At 60.9% G+C, this 17875-nt stretch carries 17 protein-coding genes; 7 read left to right on the top strand and 10 right to left on the bottom strand.

The features are described from left to right. Window positions 1-207 precede the first annotated feature (207 nt). The 3 genes from hda to AACU78_RS13955 all read right to left on the bottom strand — a co-directional run bounded on the left by hda (window position 208) and on the right by AACU78_RS13955 (window position 3272). Window positions 208-912, bottom strand: a complete 705-nt coding sequence (gene hda, locus AACU78_RS13965; protein WP_017134884.1) for a DnaA regulatory inactivator Hda — start codon at window positions 910-912, stop codon at window positions 208-210. 203 nt (window positions 913-1115) lie between these two features. Continuing rightward, window positions 1116-2189, bottom strand: coding sequence for an AI-2E family transporter (locus AACU78_RS13960; protein ID WP_106576407.1), 1074 nt, complete (start codon window positions 2187-2189; stop codon window positions 1116-1118). 42 nt (window positions 2190-2231) lie between these two features. After that, window positions 2232-3272 (bottom strand): DUF2066 domain-containing protein, encoded by a 1041-nt coding sequence (locus AACU78_RS13955; protein WP_106576406.1) that lies wholly within the window; start codon window positions 3270-3272, stop codon window positions 2232-2234. A gap of 355 nt (window positions 3273-3627) precedes the next feature. Here AACU78_RS13955 and purM point away from each other — a divergent pair, with 355 nt between their 5' ends. From purM to AACU78_RS13935, 4 genes are all read left to right on the top strand, one after another. Continuing rightward, complete coding sequence (gene purM / locus AACU78_RS13950) at window positions 3628-4686, top strand: phosphoribosylformylglycinamidine cyclo-ligase (protein WP_020295613.1); 1059 nt, start codon at window positions 3628-3630, stop codon at window positions 4684-4686. Beyond that, on the top strand, window positions 4686-5336 hold the full coding sequence (purN, locus tag AACU78_RS13945) for a phosphoribosylglycinamide formyltransferase (RefSeq protein ID WP_106576405.1): 651 nt from the start codon (window positions 4686-4688) through the stop codon (window positions 5334-5336). Before purM ends, purN begins: the two co-directional genes overlap by 1 nt. An 8-nt stretch (window positions 5337-5344) precedes the next feature. Continuing rightward, window positions 5345-6058, top strand: coding sequence for a DUF3108 domain-containing protein (locus AACU78_RS13940; protein ID WP_106576404.1), 714 nt, complete (start codon window positions 5345-5347; stop codon window positions 6056-6058). A 376-nt stretch (window positions 6059-6434) separates the two neighbouring features. Further along, window positions 6435-6623, top strand: a complete 189-nt coding sequence (locus AACU78_RS13935; protein ID WP_106576403.1) for a hypothetical protein — start codon at window positions 6435-6437, stop codon at window positions 6621-6623. A 135-nt stretch (window positions 6624-6758) separates the two neighbouring features. Here AACU78_RS13935 and AACU78_RS13930 read toward each other — a convergent pair whose 3' ends face one another. The 7 genes from AACU78_RS13930 to AACU78_RS13900 all read right to left on the bottom strand — a co-directional run bounded on the left by AACU78_RS13930 (window position 6759) and on the right by AACU78_RS13900 (window position 14698). Beyond that, complete coding sequence (locus AACU78_RS13930) at window positions 6759-7304, bottom strand: DUF2058 domain-containing protein (protein WP_014719402.1); 546 nt, start codon at window positions 7302-7304, stop codon at window positions 6759-6761. 25 nt (window positions 7305-7329) lie between these two features. After that, on the bottom strand, window positions 7330-8163 hold the full coding sequence (gene mazG, locus AACU78_RS13925) for a nucleoside triphosphate pyrophosphohydrolase (RefSeq protein ID WP_106576402.1): 834 nt from the start codon (window positions 8161-8163) through the stop codon (window positions 7330-7332). 153 nt (window positions 8164-8316) lie between these two features. Continuing rightward, window positions 8317-10560, bottom strand: coding sequence for a GTP diphosphokinase (gene relA, locus AACU78_RS13920; protein WP_017134872.1), 2244 nt, complete (start codon window positions 10558-10560; stop codon window positions 8317-8319). Between the two features lie 138 nt (window positions 10561-10698). Further along, on the bottom strand, window positions 10699-12051 hold the full coding sequence (rlmD, locus tag AACU78_RS13915) for a 23S rRNA (uracil(1939)-C(5))-methyltransferase RlmD (RefSeq protein WP_106576401.1): 1353 nt from the start codon (window positions 12049-12051) through the stop codon (window positions 10699-10701). Beyond that, window positions 12051-12953 (bottom strand): cysteine synthase CysM, encoded by a 903-nt coding sequence (gene cysM, locus AACU78_RS13910; protein WP_106576400.1) that lies wholly within the window; start codon window positions 12951-12953, stop codon window positions 12051-12053. The genes rlmD and cysM overlap by 1 nt, the downstream gene beginning before the upstream one ends. Before the next feature lie 241 nt (window positions 12954-13194). After that, window positions 13195-13800, bottom strand: coding sequence for a tRNA-uridine aminocarboxypropyltransferase (locus tag AACU78_RS13905; protein ID WP_106576399.1), 606 nt, complete (start codon window positions 13798-13800; stop codon window positions 13195-13197). Window positions 13801-13804: 4 nt separating this feature from the next. Next, the gene (locus AACU78_RS13900; protein WP_049712094.1) at window positions 13805-14698 is read right to left on the bottom strand and encodes a LysR family transcriptional regulator; all 894 of its coding nucleotides are present in this window, start codon (window positions 14696-14698) and stop codon (window positions 13805-13807) included. A 247-nt stretch (window positions 14699-14945) separates the two neighbouring features. On the opposite strand from AACU78_RS13900, the gene speB reads away from it, so the two are divergent. Genes speB through AACU78_RS13885 form a run of 3 tightly spaced genes read left to right on the top strand, consistent with a single transcriptional unit; the run spans window position 14946 to window position 17854 of the window. Beyond that, entirely contained in the window at window positions 14946-15896 is a 951-nt protein-coding gene (gene speB / locus AACU78_RS13895; RefSeq protein ID WP_106576398.1) for an agmatinase, read from the top strand. Beyond that, on the top strand, window positions 15896-16318 hold the full coding sequence (locus AACU78_RS13890; RefSeq protein WP_106576397.1) for a YybH family protein: 423 nt from the start codon (window positions 15896-15898) through the stop codon (window positions 16316-16318). Before speB ends, AACU78_RS13890 begins: the two co-directional genes overlap by 1 nt. Window positions 16319-16339: 21 nt before the next feature. Beyond that, on the top strand, window positions 16340-17854 hold the full coding sequence (locus tag AACU78_RS13885; protein WP_106576396.1) for a purine-cytosine permease family protein: 1515 nt from the start codon (window positions 16340-16342) through the stop codon (window positions 17852-17854). Window positions 17855-17875 lie beyond the last annotated feature (21 nt).

Here is a 17875-nt window from a genome sequence, read left to right as displayed (position 1 = left end):
GACCGTGGCTGGTATGTAAAGAAGTCGAGACTATGCCCACTATCACATCGATTTGCAAATTCAATCGTGATCTATGTGACTTCTTGTTTGAACGATGACATCTAACCGCTTAACACCCATTACACGCCTTTTGCGTGGCCAAAGCGGCCCAAACGCAGGTTTTCTGGCGCCTGAAATTTGCCGGAAGCCGCGCAATACAAGGGCTGGCTACCAGCCGAGGGTTTCCTTGAGGAAGGGTATGGTCAGCTTGCGCTGAGCCTGCAGCGAGGCCTGATCGAGCTGTTCGAGCAAATCGAACAATGCGCTCATGCTGCGGGTGCCGCGGGTGAGAATAAAATGCCCGACTTCGTCGGTCAGGTGCAGGCCGCGACGGGATGCGCGCAGTTGCAGGGCGCGCAATTTGTCCTCGTCGGACAATGGGCGCATCTGGAAGATCAGTGCCAGGGTCAGGCGCGACTTGAGGTCGGCCAGCTTCACCGGCAGTTCACGCGGCGAGGTAGACGCGGCGATCAACAGGCGCCGGCCACTGTCACGCAGCCGATTGAACAGGTGGAACAGCGCCTCTTCCCAATCCGCCTTGCCGGCGATGGCCTGCAAATCATCCAGGCACACCAGTTCGTATTGCTCCAGGTGATCGAAGATGCCGATACCACGGTCCATCAACTCCGCCAACGGCAGGTAAACCGCCGGCTCGCCCATTTGCTCGAAGCGCAGGCACGCTGCCTGCAACAGGTGGGTACGCCCCACGCCGTGCTTGCCCCACAGATAGATCAGGCTTTCAGTCCACCCGGCGTCGGCTTCGCAAAGCCGCTCGACATAGCCGAGTGCAGCGGCATTGGCGCCTGGGTAGTAATTGATAAAGGTGGCGTCGTCACGCAGACGCACACCCAAGGGCAGCTGAATCGGTTTCATGCTGACTGAACGGCTCCAAACGAACCGTTAGTGGCCTCTGTGTAAAGTTTGCAAAGTTTATACCCGTGACGCCGGGCGCACAATGCAGCAGACCACAAGCAAAATCAAAGGTTTGCGTTAACTTGGGCGATTTGCGCAAATTGTTTGACACCCCGCCCGTAGAAACAACAAACCCGGCCTGGGCCGGGTTTGTGACGAAGCGGTTACAGATCGGGGTCTTCGACCCCGGTGTACACATCCGAATCCTTGTACAGATCATGCACATGGCGCACCAGCACCATGATCACCGCCGCCACCGGCAGCGCCAGCAGGATACCCGTAAAGCCAAACAGCTCACCGCCTGCCAGGATCGCAAAGATCACCGCCACCGGGTGCAGGCCGATCCGGTCGCCCACCAGCAAGGGCGTCAACACCATCCCTTCAAGGGCTTGGCCGACCATAAACACTGCAACAATCCCGAGCATCGGGTACAGGTCGCCGCCAAACTGGAACAACCCCGCCACCAGCGCCGCGCCAATCCCGATCACAAAGCCCATGTACGGCACGATGGCAGCCAGACCGGCAATCAAGCCGATCAACAGGCCCAGCTCCAGGCCGATCGCCATCAACCCCGCGGCGTAGATGATTCCCAGCGCGAGCATCACCAGCAACTGGCCACGCACGAACGCGCCCAGCACCTCATGGCACTCCTCCGCCAGCGAGACGATGCGCTCCTCGTTGTTGCGCGGCAACAGGCTGCGGATCTTGGCCATCATGATGTCCCAGTCACGCAGCAAGTAGAACGCCACCACCGGAATCAGCACCAGGTTGGTCAACCAACCGATCAACGCCAAACTGGACGCCGTGGCCTGACTGAGCACGACACCGACGATGTCGGTGGTCTGGCCCATGTGGTCACTGATGGCCGCCTTGACCTTGTCGAACTTCCAGAAGCCGTCCGCCAACCCCAGCTTGGCCTGCGCCCACGGCATTGCCGTGTGCTGCAGCCAGTCAAGCATCTGCGGCGCCAGTTCATACAGGCGAAACAGTTGCTTGGCCAGCATCGGCACCAGCACCAATACCAGCGCGGTGATGATCAACGTGAACAAGGCAAACACCGCCACCACCCCCAAGGTGCGCGACAGGCCGGCCTTCTCCAGGCGATCCACCACGGGATCGAACAGGTAAGCCAGCAGCAGCGCGACCAGGAACGGCGTCAGGATCGAATGCAGCAAGAACACAAAAACGCACAGCAGGACAATCCCGCCAAGCCACACCCAACGACGCGTATCCGCCATAAACCACTCCATTATTTGCTTCTATCTATATAGGAAGAACAGTTACCACCGAAAACGCAGCTGCGCCTGAGGTTCAGGTGCTGCGGGCGCCTGCGCACCCTCCGCCACCGGCGGCTGAACAGCAGCTTCGCCCGCAGGCACTTCCTGCAACTTGGCCAGGCTCAACTGGGTACGCAATTGATCAGCACTGCCGTTGACGCGGTACACAATGCGAGTGCCGTCGACCAACTGCGGCTGACCACCAAAAGGTTCGAGCAGATGGCCCAGTGCAGCGTAGCGCTCCAGGTTCATGCCCTGCACTTCGAGCAATTGTTCACTGCTCACACCGGGCTTGACCGCAAAGCGTGGCGCCAGCTTTTGGCTGACAGCCAGCAATACGGCGTCGGCCACGGCAGCGGTGTCGGCGCCCTGCGCGGTGCCTTGCTCAGTTTTGTCGCCCAGCCACAGGCGCCATTTGGCCTGCCACTGGTTGCCTTCCTGACGGGCGTGCACCGCGAGCAACGCGTCGGCACCGTAGCGCTCGGAGGCTGCACGCAGTGGCGTGGCATCGGCGCTTTCCAGATTCGGCGCGGTGGCGACGACCTGCTCATCCAGATCACCCAGCGGCAGGCGCAACGGCAAACCCCGGTGTTGCGCCGCACGGCGCAAGGCACCGGCAACAGCTTGACCATCACCCACCAGGCTGCTGCCTTCGGTGGAGTCGTTCAGCCACCAGCCGAGAATCGACGGCCGATTGCTGCCCCAGATCGACAGGCCCGCTGCACGCAGGGCGCGATCGGTGCTCACCGGGTCGAAATCCACTTGCAGGCTCTCTGGTGGGCCAGCGTCGTAGCCATACTGGCTGATGATTTGCTGCGGATCTTTGCGAATCGCCGCCAGGCCCGGGCCTTCGGCAGCTTTGGCGTCGCCAGTCAAACGGATCACCAGGGTTTGCACGGCACGCTGGGTGGCCTGGTCGCGCTCTTGGGGCGACTGGCTGCTGACCGGTTCAAGTACTTGATACAGGCCATTGAGGGTTTCGGCATGACTCGCCAGGCTGACCAACGACAAGCAGCCTACAAAGAAGAATTTACACAGACGCATGGAAGATTCCCGAACGACAAATTTAGCGGCTGGAACAGACCGCGTGAACCCGGCTTGCCAGGCTGTGACCACAGCAGCCGGTAAAACATTCACAGGGTCGCGGTAAGTTTTCGTACTGTCATAACGATAGCGGGTTAAAGGCTATACCTTAATACGCGCCATCACCGAGACGATTAGCAATTTTTTAACCGCGCTTTTTAACCTTTATGGCCCTGCCCGTCGGCCCGAGGATGGCCGCTGCCCCTCAAGCCTGATAAAATCGCGCGCCTTCGCAGACCGTCAACGGCTGGGCCTCTTCACGAAAGCCTTCGCCAGCTCGGTCGTTACCCAGAAATCCCCCCTAAAGGCCTGGATCATGAGCAAGCAACCCTCCCTGAGCTACAAGGACGCCGGTGTAGACATCGACGCCGGTGAAGCATTGGTCGAACGCATCAAGAGCGTCGCCAAGCGCACTGCGCGCCCCGAAGTCATGGGCGGCCTGGGCGGTTTTGGCGCCCTCTGCGAAATCCCGGCCGGCTACAAACAGCCTGTGCTGGTCTCCGGCACCGACGGCGTGGGCACCAAGCTGCGCCTGGCGTTGAACCTGAACAAGCACGACAGCATCGGCATCGACCTGGTTGCCATGTGCGTCAACGACCTGGTGGTGTGCGGGGCCGAGCCACTGTTCTTCCTCGACTACTACGCCACCGGCAAGCTCAACGTCGAGACCGCGACCCAGGTCGTGACCGGCATTGGCGCGGGCTGCGAACTGTCGGGTTGCTCCCTGGTCGGCGGCGAAACCGCTGAAATGCCAGGCATGTACGAAGGCGAAGACTACGACCTGGCCGGCTTCTGCGTTGGCGTTGTCGAAAAATCCGAAATCATCGACGGCTCCAAAGTCGCTGCCGGTGACGCCCTGCTCGCGCTGCCATCCTCGGGCCCGCACTCCAACGGCTACTCGCTGATCCGCAAGATCATCGAAGTGTCCGGTGCCGACATCGAGAACATTCAACTCGACGGCAAGCCGCTGACCGACCTGCTGATGGCCCCGACACGCATCTACGTCAAACCACTGCTCAAGCTGATCAAGGACACCGGCGCTGTCAAAGCCATGGCCCACATCACCGGCGGCGGCCTGCTGGACAACATCCCGCGCGTTCTGCCAAAAGGCGCCCAGGCGATCGTCGACGTGGCCAGCTGGCAGCGTCCTGCGGTGTTCGACTGGCTGCAAGAGAAAGGCAACGTCAACGAGACCGAAATGCACCGCGTGCTGAACTGCGGCGTCGGCATGGTCATCTGCGTGGCTCAAGAGCATGTTGAAACGGCGCTGAACGTTCTGCGTGAAGCGGGCGAGCAGCCTTGGGTCATCGGCCAGATCGCGACTGCCCCGGAAGGCGCAGCTCAGGTTGAACTGAAGAACCTCAAGGCCCATTGATGTCTCAGACCTGTGATGTCGTGGTGCTGCTTTCCGGCACCGGCAGTAACTTGCAGGCCTTGATCGACAGCACGCGCACCGGCGACAGTCCGGTGCGCATCGCTGCGGTGATCTCCAATCGCAGCGACGCCTACGGCCTGCAACGCGCCAGGGACGCGGGCATTGAAACCCGCTCCCTGGATCACAAGGCCTTTGACGGCCGCGAGGCCTTCGACGGCGCCTTGATCGAACTGATCGACGCCTTTAACCCCAAACTCGTGGTCCTCGCCGGCTTCATGCGCATTCTGAGCGCCAATTTCGTGCGGCACTACGAAGGGCGCCTGCTCAATATCCACCCTTCCCTGCTCCCCAAGTACAAAGGCATGCACACGCATCAACGTGCACTTGAGGCCGGCGACAGCGAGCACGGCTGCAGCGTGCACTTTGTGACCGAGGAACTCGATGGCGGCCCTCTGGTCGTACAGGCAGTGGTTCCGGTAGAGTCTGCAGATTCAGCGCAGACACTTGCGCAACGGGTTCACACCCAGGAACACAGGATTTACCCGCTGGCTGTTCGCTGGTTTGCCGAGGGGCGGTTGATTCTTGGCGATCACGGTGCATTATTGGACGGCCAATTACTTGCGGCCAGCGGCCACTTGATTCGAACCTAGGAGATTTTATGCGTCGCGCCTTGCTCTTCGCTTTTGCGCTGTTCGCCTTGCCTGCCGTGCAAGCAGCAGACCTTCACCCTTTCTCCGCCAGCTACACCGCCGACTGGAAACAGTTGCCCATGAGTGGTTCGGCCGAACGCAGCCTGACCAAGAATGACAATGGCACCTGGACCTTGAACTTCAAGGCTTCCATGATGATCGCCAGCCTCACCGAAACCAGCGTGATCCTGTTCGACAAGGACGCACTGCAACCCAAGAGCTACAGCTTCGAACGCGGCGGCCTGGGCAAGGCGAAGAAGATCAACCTGGATTTCGACCACGCGGCCAACAAGGTCACCGGTTTCGAAAACAAGGACCCGGTCAACGTGACGCTCGAAAGCGGCATGCTCGACAAATCGACTTATCAGCTTGCCCTGCAGCGCGACGTCGCCGCCGGCAAAAAAAGCATGAGCTACCGCGTGGTCGAGGGCACCGACGTCGATACCTATGACTTCCGCGTGATCGGCCCGGAAAAGGTCCAGACCAAAGCCGGCGCCATTGATGCGATCAAGGTTGAGCGCGTGCGCGACCCCTCCCAGAGCAAGCGCATCACCCAGATGTGGTTTGCCAAGGACTGGGGCGGCATCCTGGTTGCCCTGCGTCAGGTGGAAACCGACGGTAAGGAATACAACATCATGCTGCTGGACGGCACCGTTGACGGCAAGGCTGTCAAAGGGAGCTGATCGGCTGATGAGCTGAAAAACAAGCCTCGCTGAATGCGGGGCTTTTTTTCGCCTGCAGTTTGTGTGCTGGGCGTTCTACCGCTATCGCAGGCAAGCCAGCTCCCACATTGGAATGCGTTTCCATGTGGGAGCTGGCTTGCCTGCGCTAGCTTTGGAGCAAGCACTACAAGACTAAAGCCTAAGAGGAACATGAAACTTTTGTCATAAAACTCAGGCGCCTGCGACGCAATGTCGCGGATTACACGGCCTGCGGGACAGTTGCAGTTTGTGCAATGAATTGTTGCGTGCAAAATCGGTTTACTTAGCAAGCTAACAAAACATATAAAAGAGGCCTGCGACGACTTGCCGCAGATCAACCAGAGATTGGAGCAAGCAGATGACTGTAAAAGTAACTGAACGCGACGATGCACACATGTCTCACGAAGCACTGGGCCATGGGATTCACATCTGGGATGTCCATCAACAAGACCAACTGGTCGGCATGTTCCACAACGAGAGCGAAGCCCACAATTATAAAAACGAGCTCGAATCTCTAGAGATGAAACGCCAGGCAGAAAGCTCCTGAATACTGAAATCCACTAGGCTCCCCAGCCCCACGCAGCCAGGGTGCCTATAAACACAAACCCCGCCTTTTGAGCGGGGTTTGTGTTTATAGGCTTTGGCGTTGGGCGCGCCTGGCACGCCCGAGTGTTTTAACGCCTTACCACATCAGATCATCCGGGATCTGGTAGGCCGCGTAAGGATCATCCTCATCCGGCACCTGGCTTTCGGTAAGGATATTGAGCTGCACGATACGCTCTGGCGCACGCTCCTGAATCTTCAGCGCTGCCTCACGCGGGATCACCTCGTAACCGCCGCCATGGTGCACGATTGCCAGGGAGCCGTTGCTCAGCTTGTTGCGCATCAGCGTGTTGACCGACAGGCGCTTGACCTTCTTGTCATCGACGAAGTTGTAGTAGTCCTCGGTGGTCAGCTTGGGCAGGCGCGAGGTCTCGATCAATTGTTTGACCTGGGCTGTGCGGGCCTTGGCCTCGGCTTTTTCCTGCTGCTGGCGGTTCAGCTCCTGGTCGCGCTTGACCTTCTCGGCGTGCGCCTCGGCGGCCAGGCGTGCCTGGGTGTCATCCACCTCGGCTTGGCCCTTGTGGACCAGGCGCTGCTGCTTCTGTTTCTCTTTGCCGACCTGCTTGGCCTGCTTTTGGTTGACCAGACCTGCTTTAAGCAACTGGTCGCGAAGGGAAAGGCTCATGGTGCTCACTCACTTAGGCAACTGCTTAACCGCAGCTGGACAGATTCTTTTCCTGGCGTTTGGCTTCACCCCACAGGGCGTCCAACGCTTCGAGGGTGCAATCTTCTATGGATTGGTGCGTATCGCGCAATGCCTGTTCGATAAATCGGAAACGTCGTTCGAACTTGGCATTGGCGCCACGCAACGCAGCTTCCGGGTCAACCTTCAGATGCCGCGCCAGGTTGACCGCTGCAAACAGCAGGTCACCGACTTCATCGGCAATCGCCACCGGGTCGTTATCGGCCATGGCTTCGAGCACTTCATCCAGCTCTTCGCGCACGTTGTCCACCACCGGCAAGGCGGCGGGCCAGTCGAAGCCGACCTGGCTGGCGCGCTTTTGCAATTTGGCAGCGCGCGACAGCGACGGCAGCGCCGTGGGCACGTCATCGAGCAGGGACAGCTGCTGTGGCGCGTCGGACTTCTCCGCGCGCTCCTCAGCCTTGATCTGCTCCCAACGCTCCTTGACCTGCTCTTCGCTCAGCTGAGGAATATCCAGCGGCGCATACAGATCACCCGTGGGAAACACGTGAGGATGGCGGCGAATCAACTTGCGGGTGATGCTGTCGACCACACCGGCAAACTCAAAACGCCCCTCCTCCCGCGCCAACTGGCTGTAATACACCACCTGAAACAACAGGTCGCCCAGCTCACCTTGCAGGTGATCAAAGTCGCCGCGCTCGATGGCGTCGGCAACTTCATAGGCCTCTTCGAGGGTGTGCGGGACGATGGTTGCGTAGGTTTGCTTGATGTCCCACGGGCACCCGTACTTTGGGTCGCGCAGGCGGTTCATCAGGTGCAGCAGGTCTTCAAGTGAATACATCAGTCTCTTTCCGCCGAGGTGAGAACGCTGAAGATCAAATGTGGGAGCGGGCTTGCTCGCGAATGCGGTAGGTCAGCCAATGCACCCGGCACTGACACACCGCTTTCGCGAGCAAGCCCGCTCCCACATTTCAGTCCGCGCTCATCCAGCTGCTCATGGTGTGCGATTCCGCCGCGTTTCAATGATGTTCGGCAACTGAGAAATCCGCCCCAGCAACCGACCCAACGCGTCCAGGCCCGGAATCTCGATGGTCAGGGACATCAACGCCGTGTTGTCCTCTTTGTTCGAGCGGGTATTGACCGCCAGCACGTTGATCCGCTCATTGAGCAGCACTTGCGACACGTCACGCAGCAAGCCGGAACGGTCGTAGGCGCGAATGATGATGTCCACCGGGTAAGTGAGCACCGGCACCGGGCCCCAGCTGACCTGGATGATCCGCTCCGGCTCGCGCCCGCCCAGTTGCAGCACCGAGGCGCAATCCTGGCGGTGAATGCTCACGCCACGGCCCTGGGTGATGTAACCGACAATCGCGTCGCCCGGCAACGGCTGGCAGCAGCCGGCCATTTGCGTCATCAGGTTGCCCACGCCCTGAATCTGGATATCGCCGCGCTTGCCCGGTTTGTAGCCGGTGGCTTTGCGAGGGATCAGCTCCAGCTGCTCGCTGCCGCGCTCCGGCTCGACCAGTTGCTGCGCCAGATTGACCAGTTGCGCCAGCCGCAAGTCGCCGGCGCCAAGGGCTGCGAACATGTCCTCGGCGATCTTCATGTTGGCTTTTTCGGCCAACTTGTCGAAGTCCACCTGCGGCAGGCCCAGGCGCGCCAGCTCGCGTTCGAGCAAGGTTTTACCGGCCGCGACGTTCTGGTCGCGTGCCTGCAATTTGAACCAGTGAACAATCTTCGCCCGTGCCCGCGACGTGGTGATGTAGCCCAGGTTCGGGTTCAGCCAGTCGCGGCTCGGTGTGCCGTGCTTGCTGGTGATGATCTCGACCTGTTCACCGGTCTGCAGGCTGTAGTTGAGCGGCACGATGCGCCCGTTGATCTTGGCGCCCCGGCAGTTGTGACCGATTTCGGTGTGCACGCGGTAGGCAAAGTCCAGCGGCGTGGCGCCCTTGGGCAAGTCGATGGCGTGGCCGTCGGGGGTGAAGATATAAACGCGGTCGGGCTCGATATCCACCCGCAGCTGTTCGGCAAGGCCGCCGATGTCGCCGAGTTCTTCGTGCCACTCAAGCACTTGGCGAAGCCAGGAGATTTTCTCTTCGTACTGGTTGGACCCGGCTTTGACGTCGGTGCCCTTGTAGCGCCAGTGCGCGCACACCCCAAGTTCAGCCTCTTCGTGCATGGCGTGGGTGCGGATCTGCACCTCCAGCACCTTGCCCTCGGGGCCGATCACCGCAGTGTGCAGGGAGCGATAGCCGTTTTCCTTGGGGTTGGCGATGTAGTCGTCGAACTCCTTGGGAATGTGCCGCCACAAGGTGTGGACGATACCCAGCGCGGTGTAGCAGTCGCGCATTTCCGGCACCAGCACGCGCACGGCGCGTACGTCGTAGATCTGGCTGAAGGCCAGGCCCTTGCGCTGCATTTTGCGCCAGATCGAATAGATGTGTTTGGCTCGGCCGCTGATGTCGGCGTCCACGCCGGTGGCCTGCAACTCGGAACGCAGCTGGCCCATCACGTCGGTGATAAAGCGCTCACGGTCGAGCCGCCGCTCATGCAGCAGCGTCGCAATCTGTTTGTATTGATCGGGCTCGAGGTAGCGAAAGGACAAGTCCTCCAGCTCCCACTTGATATGGCCGATGCCCAAGCGATGCGCCAGCGGCGCGTAGATGTCGAAGACTTCGCGGGCTACCCGGTTGCGCTTTTCGTCGTCGGCGGTCTTCACCGCACGGATCGCGCAGGTGCGTTCAGCCAGCTTGATCAGCGCAACGCGCACGTCGTCGACCATCGCCACCAGCATTTTGCGCAGGTTCTCGACCTGGCCCTGGGTGCCCAGCACCATCGACTGGCGCGGGCTGAGGCTGGCACTGATAGCCGCCATGCGCAGCACGCCGTCGATCAGTTTGGCTACCACCGCGCCGAAACGCTGGCTGACCGTCGGCAACGGAATGTGCCCTTCGCGCACGCCGCGATAGAGCACGGCGGCGATCAGCGAATCCTGGTCCAGCTTGAGATCGGCAAGGATCTCGGCGATTTCCAACCCGGTGCGAAAGCTTGACGTGCCCTCCGCCCACAGGTTTTTGGCCGCATTGTCTTGTTGTTCAGACTCACGAGCGAACTCGCAGGCTGCTTTCAAGGCTTCACGGTCCAGTGCCGGGTCGACACTGACGGCATGATCCAGCCATGCCTCGAGATTGATACTGCCGTCGGTGTTGATCGGCTGGTGTGCTCTCACCTGTACCATCTTGCTTACCTTCCCTACGACGCACCTTTAATGCGCCAAAAATCATCGCTGACCTGCTTTACCTGAATAAAGCTTACACACACTCCCTGGCAGGTCACGGCCCTGGAGAATGCAGGCCAGTCGGATTAAACGGGCATCCTAGCCCGCTTCAAATAACGCCATGGCCTCGACATGCGCGGTTTGCGGAAACATGTCGAGGATCCCGGCACGTTTTAGCCGGTAGCCTTGCTTGACCAACTCAACCGTGTCCCGCGCCAGCGTGGCCGGGTTGCAGGACACATACACCAGACGCTTGGCCTTAAGGGTCGCGAGCTTGCGCACAACCTCCAGGGCTCCATCACGGGGTGGGTCCAAGAGTACCGCAGAAAAGCCCTGTTTGGCCCACTCCGCGTCAGTCAAAGGCTGGGATAAATCGGCCTGAAAAAACTGCACATTATGCAAATTGTTGCTGACGGCATTCTGCGCCGCCCGGTCCACCATGGTCTGCACGCCTTCTACCGCGACCACTTCACGCACCTGCCGGGCCAGTGGCAAGGCAAAGTTGCCGAGCCCGCAGAACAAGTCCAGTACCCGCTCGTCGGGCTGTGGCGCCAGCCATTCCAGGGATTGGGCGACCATCGCGGCGTTGACGCCGGCGTTGACCTGCACAAAATCCCCGGGCCGATAAGCCAGCTCCAAATCCCATTGTTCCAACCGATAACCCAAGGCCGAATCCGTCTCGACCGGCTCCGGCTGGCCTTCGCCATGCAGCCACAACTGCGCGTCATGGAAGGTGCAGAATTCTTGCAGGATCAGCAGGTCCGCCTCGGACAACGGCGCCATGTGCCGCAGCAGCACGGCAATCGACGAGCCGCTGAACAACTCCACATGCCCCAGCGCCTGCGGCTTGCTCAGGCGGCGCAGCATGTTCGGCAAACGCTGCATGATCGGTTGCAAGGCTTGTACCAGCACCGGGCAATCATCAATGGCGACAATGTCCTGGCTGGCCACCGCGCGAAAACCCACTTCAAGGTTTTTCGCCTTGGCATCCCAGCGTACGGCCACGCGGGCGCGTCGGCGGTAGCCAAATTCCGGGCCACTCAACGGTGCGGCCCACACCTGCGGCTCGACACCGGCGACGCGAGACAGTTGTTCGGCGAGCATGCGCTGTTTCAGGGCAAGTTGTTCGGCGTGGGGCAAGTGCTGCACGCTGCAACCACCGCAGCGGCCAAAATGGGCGCACGGTGCCGGACGGCGCAGCTCGCTGGCCGTGAACACGCGCTCGGTGCGCGCCTCGACCACTTTGCCGTGGGCGCCCAATACGCGTGCTTCGACCTCTTCGCCGGCCAGCGCGCCATTTACAAACCAGGTGCGGCCTTCAAAGAACACAATGCCGCGGCCGTCGTTGGCCAGGCGCTCGATGGTCAGACGCAGCTTCTTGCCTACCGGAATTTGCGGGGCTCGGCTGCCGCCCGTCGGTTGAAAGCGCAGGCCTCTCTCGTGCTTGGCCATCAGTTGGGTTCGTCGAAAATGCCGGTCGACAAGTAACGGTCGCCTCGGTCACAGATGATCGCGACGATCACTGCGTTTTCCACTTCCCTGGACAAACGCAACATACCGGCCACGGCGCCACCGGAGGACACGCCGCAGAAAATGCCTTCTTCACGCGCCAGACGGCGGGTGGTGTCTTCGGCTTCGCGCTGGGCCATATCGATGATGCGGTCCACACGCGTCGCGTTGTAGATCTTCGGCAGATATTCTTGGGGCCAACGGCGAATGCCCGGGATGGCCGCGCCTTCCATCGGTTGCAGACCCACGATCTGGATCGCCGGGTTCTGCTCCTTGAGGTAGCGCGAATTGCCCATGATGGTGCCGGTGGTGCCCATCGAGCTGACGAAATGGGTGATGGTGCCCTGGGTCTGACGCCAGATTTCCGGACCGGTGGTGGTGTAGTGCGCCTCCGGATTATCACCGTTGGCAAATTGGTCGAGCACCACGCCACGGCCTTCGGCGGCCATGCGCTCGGCGAGGTCGCGCGCGCCTTCCATGCCTTCTTCCTGGGTGACCAGGATCAGCTGGGCACCATAGGCGGTCATTGCCGCCTTGCGTTCGGCGCTGCCGTTGTCGGGCATGATCAATACCATCTTGTAACCCTTGATGGCCGCGGCCATGGCCAAGGCGATGCCGGTGTTACCCGAGGTGGCTTCGATCAGGGTGTCGCCGGGCTTGATCTGCCCGCGCAGTTCGGCGCGGGCAATCATCGACAGCGCCGGGCGGTCCTTGACGGAGCCGGCCGGGTTGTTTCCTTCGAGCTTGAGCAACAGGGTATTGCTGGTTTCACCCGCCATGCGTTGCAAGCGGACCAGGGGCGTGTTGCCGACGCAATCGGCGATTGTAGGGTACTGCAAGGTCATGGCGTATTCGCAATCCAGACTGCGGGGGCGGACATCATACCGGGAAAGGCTGGCGGGCCATATCACGCAAAGTATGGTGCTTATGGCTTATAGGAATAAGTAAACAAGATGTGTCCTGCAACGGCGCTATCGCGGGCAAGCCCGCGCCCGCAGGTAGCCGGAGGTCGGCGCAGAATCTGCGGCGAATGCAGATCAATGTGGGAGCTGGCTTGCCTGCGAAGGCCACGCGTCGGTCACGCTGTTACCCCAACTGCCCGTTGCCATGATTTTTACGAAACACCTCTTCGCCCATCGCAGAAATCTGTCCCTCAATAAGCGCCTCAAACGGTGTGAGCAATGCATCAAAAGACGCCGGCGCCTCCAGCACCTGCAATGCCTGCACAATCGCCTCCACCGTCGACAGCGCCCCCGGCCCTGGCGCCTTGCGCAGCCGGTAGCGGGACACCGCACCCTCGGCCAGGGTGACTCGAGGCAACGCCGCCAGTAATGGATTGAGGTGCAACAATTTGCGCGCCTTGCGCCAAGTACCGTCAGGCACCACCAGCAACATAGGTTCGTCAGTCGATGTGTAGGCCTGCAAAGGCTGCGCATCCTCAGCGGGAAACAACAACCGCGCCTGGTAGCCGGGCGGGTTTAATAAGGTCGGCAAATCCTCAAATACCTCACCCACCACCAATTGCGCATTGTTCAACCCCAACGCCGCCAGCCGCGCAGTATTGAGCGCGTGGCTGACCTCGCTCGGGTGCTGCAGCAGCAACACGCGGGTGCGGCTGTCGAGGCTGGGGATCAGCGCGCACAGGCAATGGGTGACAGGCCGCAGGCAGCGGGAGCATTGGGGTCTGGACATGGTTTCAGGCCTGGTTGAGCTGGGCTTTGAGTAAATCGCGGAAGGTCTGGATCAACGGCTCGCGGCTACGCCCCCGGCGCATGATCATCGAAAATGGTGCCTGATAGCCGAAGGTCGCCGGCAGCAATACGCGCAGGTCGCCCTTGTCGGCCCAGGCCTGGGCGTAATGCTCGGGCAGGTAGCCGATGTAGGCGCCGGACAGCACCAGAATCAACTGGGCTTCCATACTTTCCACCGTTGCCGCGCTGTGTTTGAAGCCGTGGCGCGCCAGTTCGGCCTGGCTCCAGTAGCCGCGCCCGACCATGCGCTGTTGGGTGATCACTTGTTCGGGGATGCGCCGTTCGTTGAACAACGGATGGCGGGTGCTGCAATACAACCAGTGTTGCTCGCGGTACAGCGGCATGTAGATCAGCCCGCTCATGCGGTTGGAAAAGGCGCCAATGGCCAGATCCAGGCGATTGTCCTGCACACCCAGTTGCAATTCGTAAGGGCTCATCACCGAGAGGTGCAAATGCACGGCCGGGTGTTCCTGGCTGTAGGCGCCAATCACCTCAGCGAACGGCAGCGCCTTGTCGCTGACGGTGGAGTCGAGCACGCCCAGCTTCAATGTGCCGCGCAACTCGCCCTTGAGCGCTGCGGCGTATTGCTCGAAGCCTTCCAATTCGCCCAAGAGGCGCAGGGTTTCCTGATGGAACAGCTCGCCCTTGCTGGTCAGGCTGAACCCGCCGCGCCCGCGATGGCACAGCACCAGACCCAACGCCGACTCCAGCTGACTCATATAAGTGCTGATGGCCGACGTCGACAGGTTGAGTTCGTGCTGGGCGTTGGCGAACCCCTGATGGCGCACGACGCTGACGAAGATGCGCAGGAGTTTCAGGTCGGGCAAGGCGTTGGCCATGGGTTCTCCAGAAGCAAACATAAAACCTGTGGGAGCGGGCTTGCTCGCGAATGCGGTGGATCAATCGAAACCGCCGTGACTGACACACCGAATTGGCGGGCAAGCCCGCTCCCACATTTGAGCCGAGTTTACCCCAGGCGTTAGTTTAGAAAAATCTGAACTAAGTATTTGCCCCTGCCGATTCTTCCCGCCCTGGGCTTTTCGCAGAATCGGCCCCTAATAACCACAACAACGATGAGGCACTCCTGTGGACAAGATTTTTCACCAACCACTGGGCGGCAACGAAATGCCGCGCTTCGCCGGCATCGCCACCATGATGCGACTTCCCCACCTGCAAACGGCCAAAGGCCTGGATGCCGCCTTCGTCGGCGTGCCCCTGGACATCGGCACCTCGCTGCGCGCCGGCACCCGTTTCGGGCCGCGGGAAATCCGCGCCGAATCGGTGATGATCCGCCCCTACAACATGGCCACCGGCGCCGCACCGTTCGACTCCCTGTCGGTTGCCGACATCGGCGACGTGGCGATCAACACCTTCAACCTGCTCGACGCCGTGCGCATCATCGAGCAAGCCTACGATGAAATCCTCGAGCACAACGTGATCCCGATGACGCTGGGCGGCGACCACACCATCACCCTGCCGATCCTGCGGGCGATCCACAAGAAACACGGCAAGGTCGGGCTGGTGCACATCGATGCCCACGCTGACGTCAACGACCATATGTTCGGCGAGAAAATCGCCCACGGCACCACCTTCCGCCGCGCAGTCGAAGAGGGCTTGCTCGATTGCGACCGCGTGGTGCAGATCGGTCTGCGCGCCCAGGGCTACACCGCCGAAGACTTCAACTGGAGCCGTAAACAGGGCTTTCGCGTGGTTCAGGCTGAAGAATGCTGGCACCACTCCCTCGCGCCGCTGATGGCCGAAGTGCGTGAAAAAGTCGGCGGCGGCCCGGTGTACCTGAGCTTCGACATCGACGGTATCGATCCGGCCTGGGCACCAGGCACCGGCACGCCGGAAATCGGCGGGCTGACCACTATCCAGGCGATCGAGATCATCCGTGGCTGCCAGGGCCTCGACCTGATTGGTTGCGATCTGGTAGAAGTTTCGCCGCCTTACGACACCACCGGCAACACCTCGCTGCTCGGCGCCAACCTGCTGTACGAAATGCTCTGCGTACTGCCCGGCGTGGCGCATCGCTGATGAGCACGCGCGAGGTGCTGCACGCCGCGGCCGAACTGGTCTCGGCCTTCGCCCGCAATGACCGCGCCGCCTACTTCGGCGCGTTCACGGCCGATGCCAGCTTTGTGTTTTACACCCTCCCCCAGCCGCTGCTCAGCCGCGATGCCTACCAGGCATTGTGGGACAGCTGGCGCCGGGACGAGGGGTTTGAGGTGCTGTCCTGCGCGTCAAGCAACGCCTTTGTCAGCCTGCAAGGTGACGTGGCGATTTTTATTCATGACGTGGCCAGCGAGCTGCGCGTGAACGGGGAGCAATTTTTTAGCCAGGAGCGCGAGACCATTGTCTTCAAACGGCAAGGGTCTGGCACACAACAAAAACAAGGCCTGTGGCTGGCCTGTCACGAACATTTGTCCGCTATGCCGGAAGGGCTGCCGCCCCCTTAGCCAATGTGATCGGAGCTGATCATGAATAATAAAAACAACGATAAAAGTATTCGAACGATAGAAACCAACGGGGTCGAGCAGATCCCGGACCACGAACGTACTGCCGGGCCCAAGGATCTGTTCCGACTGATCTTCGGCGGTGCCAATACCTTTGCCACCGCCGTGCTGGGTTCGTTTCCGGTGCTGTTCGGCTTGTCGTTCCAGGCCGGCGTCTGGGCGATTGTGCTGGGCGTGCTGGTGGGCGCGCTGATCCTGGCGCCCATGGGCCTGTTCGGGCCGATCAATGGCACTAACAATGCCGTGTCGTCCGGCGCGCACTTTGGTGTGCACGGGCGCATTGTCGGCTCGTTTCTGTCGCTGCTGACGGCGATTGCCTTCTTCTCACTGTCGGTGTGGAGTTCAGGCGATGCGTTGGTCGGTGGTGCGAAACGGCTGATCGGCCTGCCGGAAACCGACCTGACGCTGGGCCTGGCCTACGGCCTGTTCGCCTTGCTTGTACTCACCGTGTGCATCTATGGCTTTCGCTTCATGCTGTGGGTCAACCGCATCGCGGTGTGGGCGGCGAGCCTGCTGTTCCTGCTGGGCATCTTCGCGTTTGCGCCAGCCTTTGACAGCCACTTCGCCGGCACCGTCGGCCTCGGCCAGAGCGACTTTTGGGCGGCCTTCATCGGCGCTGCGCTGGTGGCGATGAGCAATCCGATTTCCTTTGGTGCATTCCTCGGTGACTGGTCGCGCTACATCCCGCGTGAGACGCCGAAAATGCGCATCATGCTGGCAGTCGTCCTGGCTCAGATCGCTACGTTGATTCCGTTTCTGTTTGGCCTGGCCACGGCGACCATCGTGGCGATCAAGGCCCCGGACTACATCGCCACCAATAACTATGTCGGCGGTCTGCTGGCGGTGGCGCCTACCTGGTTCTTCCTGCCGGTGTGCCTGATCGCGGTGATCGGCGGCATGTCCACTGGCACCACCTCGCTGTATGGCACCGGCCTGGACATGTCCAGCGTGTTCCCGCGCCTGCTGTCACGGGTCAAGGCCACGCTGCTGATCGGCGTAATGTCGATTGCCTTCATCTTTATCGGACGCTTCGCCGCCAACCTGGTGCAAAGCGTGTCGACTTTCGCCGTGCTGATCATCACCTGCACCACGCCCTGGATGGTGATGATGATCATCGGCCTGATTGTGCGCCGCGGCTTCTACTGCCCGGACGACTTGCAGGTGTTCACTCGCGGTGAAACCGGCGGGCGCTACTGGTTCAGCCATGGCTGGAACTGGCGCGGACTCGGGGCCTGGATCCCGAGTGCGCTGGTGGGTTTGTGCTTCGTCAATTTGCCGGGGCAGTTTGTCGGGCCGCTTGGCAACCTGGCCGACGGCATCGATATCAGCCTGCCGGTGACGCTGGGGTTGGCCTCGGTGGTGTACCTGAGCTTGCTTCGCCTGTTCCCGGAACCGGCGGCTGTTTATGGCCCCCAGGGGCCGCTTCGCAGCCCAACGGGAGCAAATTCCCTGGCCACAAAAAGCGCCTCAATAGCCTAAAAAAATAATCGGAGACCCGCC

The sequence above is a fragment of the Pseudomonas sp. R9.37 genome (assembly GCF_963878885.1).
Taxonomy (GTDB): Bacteria; Pseudomonadota; Gammaproteobacteria; order Pseudomonadales; family Pseudomonadaceae; genus Aquipseudomonas.
The sequence above is the reverse complement of the archived record's forward strand: the minus strand, read 5'-3'. Positions and strand labels throughout refer to the sequence as shown.

What these genes read in the sequence shown, in the direction of transcription:
- hda (WP_017134884.1), bottom strand. Translation starts at nt 912, where the DNA reads ATGAAACCGATTCAGCTGCCCTTGGGTGTGCGTCTGCGTGACGACGCC.
- AACU78_RS13960 (WP_106576407.1), bottom strand. Translation starts at nt 2,189, where the DNA reads ATGGCGGATACGCGTCGTTGGGTGTGGCTTGGCGGGATTGTCCTGCTG.
- AACU78_RS13955 (WP_106576406.1), bottom strand. Translation starts at nt 3,272, where the DNA reads ATGCGTCTGTGTAAATTCTTCTTTGTAGGCTGCTTGTCGTTGGTCAGC.
- purM (WP_020295613.1), top strand. Translation starts at nt 3,628, where the DNA reads ATGAGCAAGCAACCCTCCCTGAGCTACAAGGACGCCGGTGTAGACATC.
- purN (WP_106576405.1), top strand. Translation starts at nt 4,686, where the DNA reads ATGTCTCAGACCTGTGATGTCGTGGTGCTGCTTTCCGGCACCGGCAGT.
- AACU78_RS13940 (WP_106576404.1), top strand. Translation starts at nt 5,345, where the DNA reads ATGCGTCGCGCCTTGCTCTTCGCTTTTGCGCTGTTCGCCTTGCCTGCC.
- AACU78_RS13935 (WP_106576403.1), top strand. Translation starts at nt 6,435, where the DNA reads ATGACTGTAAAAGTAACTGAACGCGACGATGCACACATGTCTCACGAA.
- AACU78_RS13930 (WP_014719402.1), bottom strand. Translation starts at nt 7,304, where the DNA reads ATGAGCCTTTCCCTTCGCGACCAGTTGCTTAAAGCAGGTCTGGTCAAC.
- mazG (WP_106576402.1), bottom strand. Translation starts at nt 8,163, where the DNA reads ATGTATTCACTTGAAGACCTGCTGCACCTGATGAACCGCCTGCGCGAC.
- relA (WP_017134872.1), bottom strand. Translation starts at nt 10,560, where the DNA reads ATGGTACAGGTGAGAGCACACCAGCCGATCAACACCGACGGCAGTATC.
- rlmD (WP_106576401.1), bottom strand. Translation starts at nt 12,051, where the DNA reads ATGGCCAAGCACGAGAGAGGCCTGCGCTTTCAACCGACGGGCGGCAGC.
- cysM (WP_106576400.1), bottom strand. Translation starts at nt 12,953, where the DNA reads ATGACCTTGCAGTACCCTACAATCGCCGATTGCGTCGGCAACACGCCC.
- AACU78_RS13905 (WP_106576399.1), bottom strand. Translation starts at nt 13,800, where the DNA reads ATGTCCAGACCCCAATGCTCCCGCTGCCTGCGGCCTGTCACCCATTGC.
- AACU78_RS13900 (WP_049712094.1), bottom strand. Translation starts at nt 14,698, where the DNA reads ATGGCCAACGCCTTGCCCGACCTGAAACTCCTGCGCATCTTCGTCAGC.
- AACU78_RS13890 (WP_106576397.1), top strand. Translation starts at nt 15,896, where the DNA reads ATGAGCACGCGCGAGGTGCTGCACGCCGCGGCCGAACTGGTCTCGGCC.
- AACU78_RS13885 (WP_106576396.1), top strand. Translation starts at nt 16,340, where the DNA reads ATGAATAATAAAAACAACGATAAAAGTATTCGAACGATAGAAACCAAC.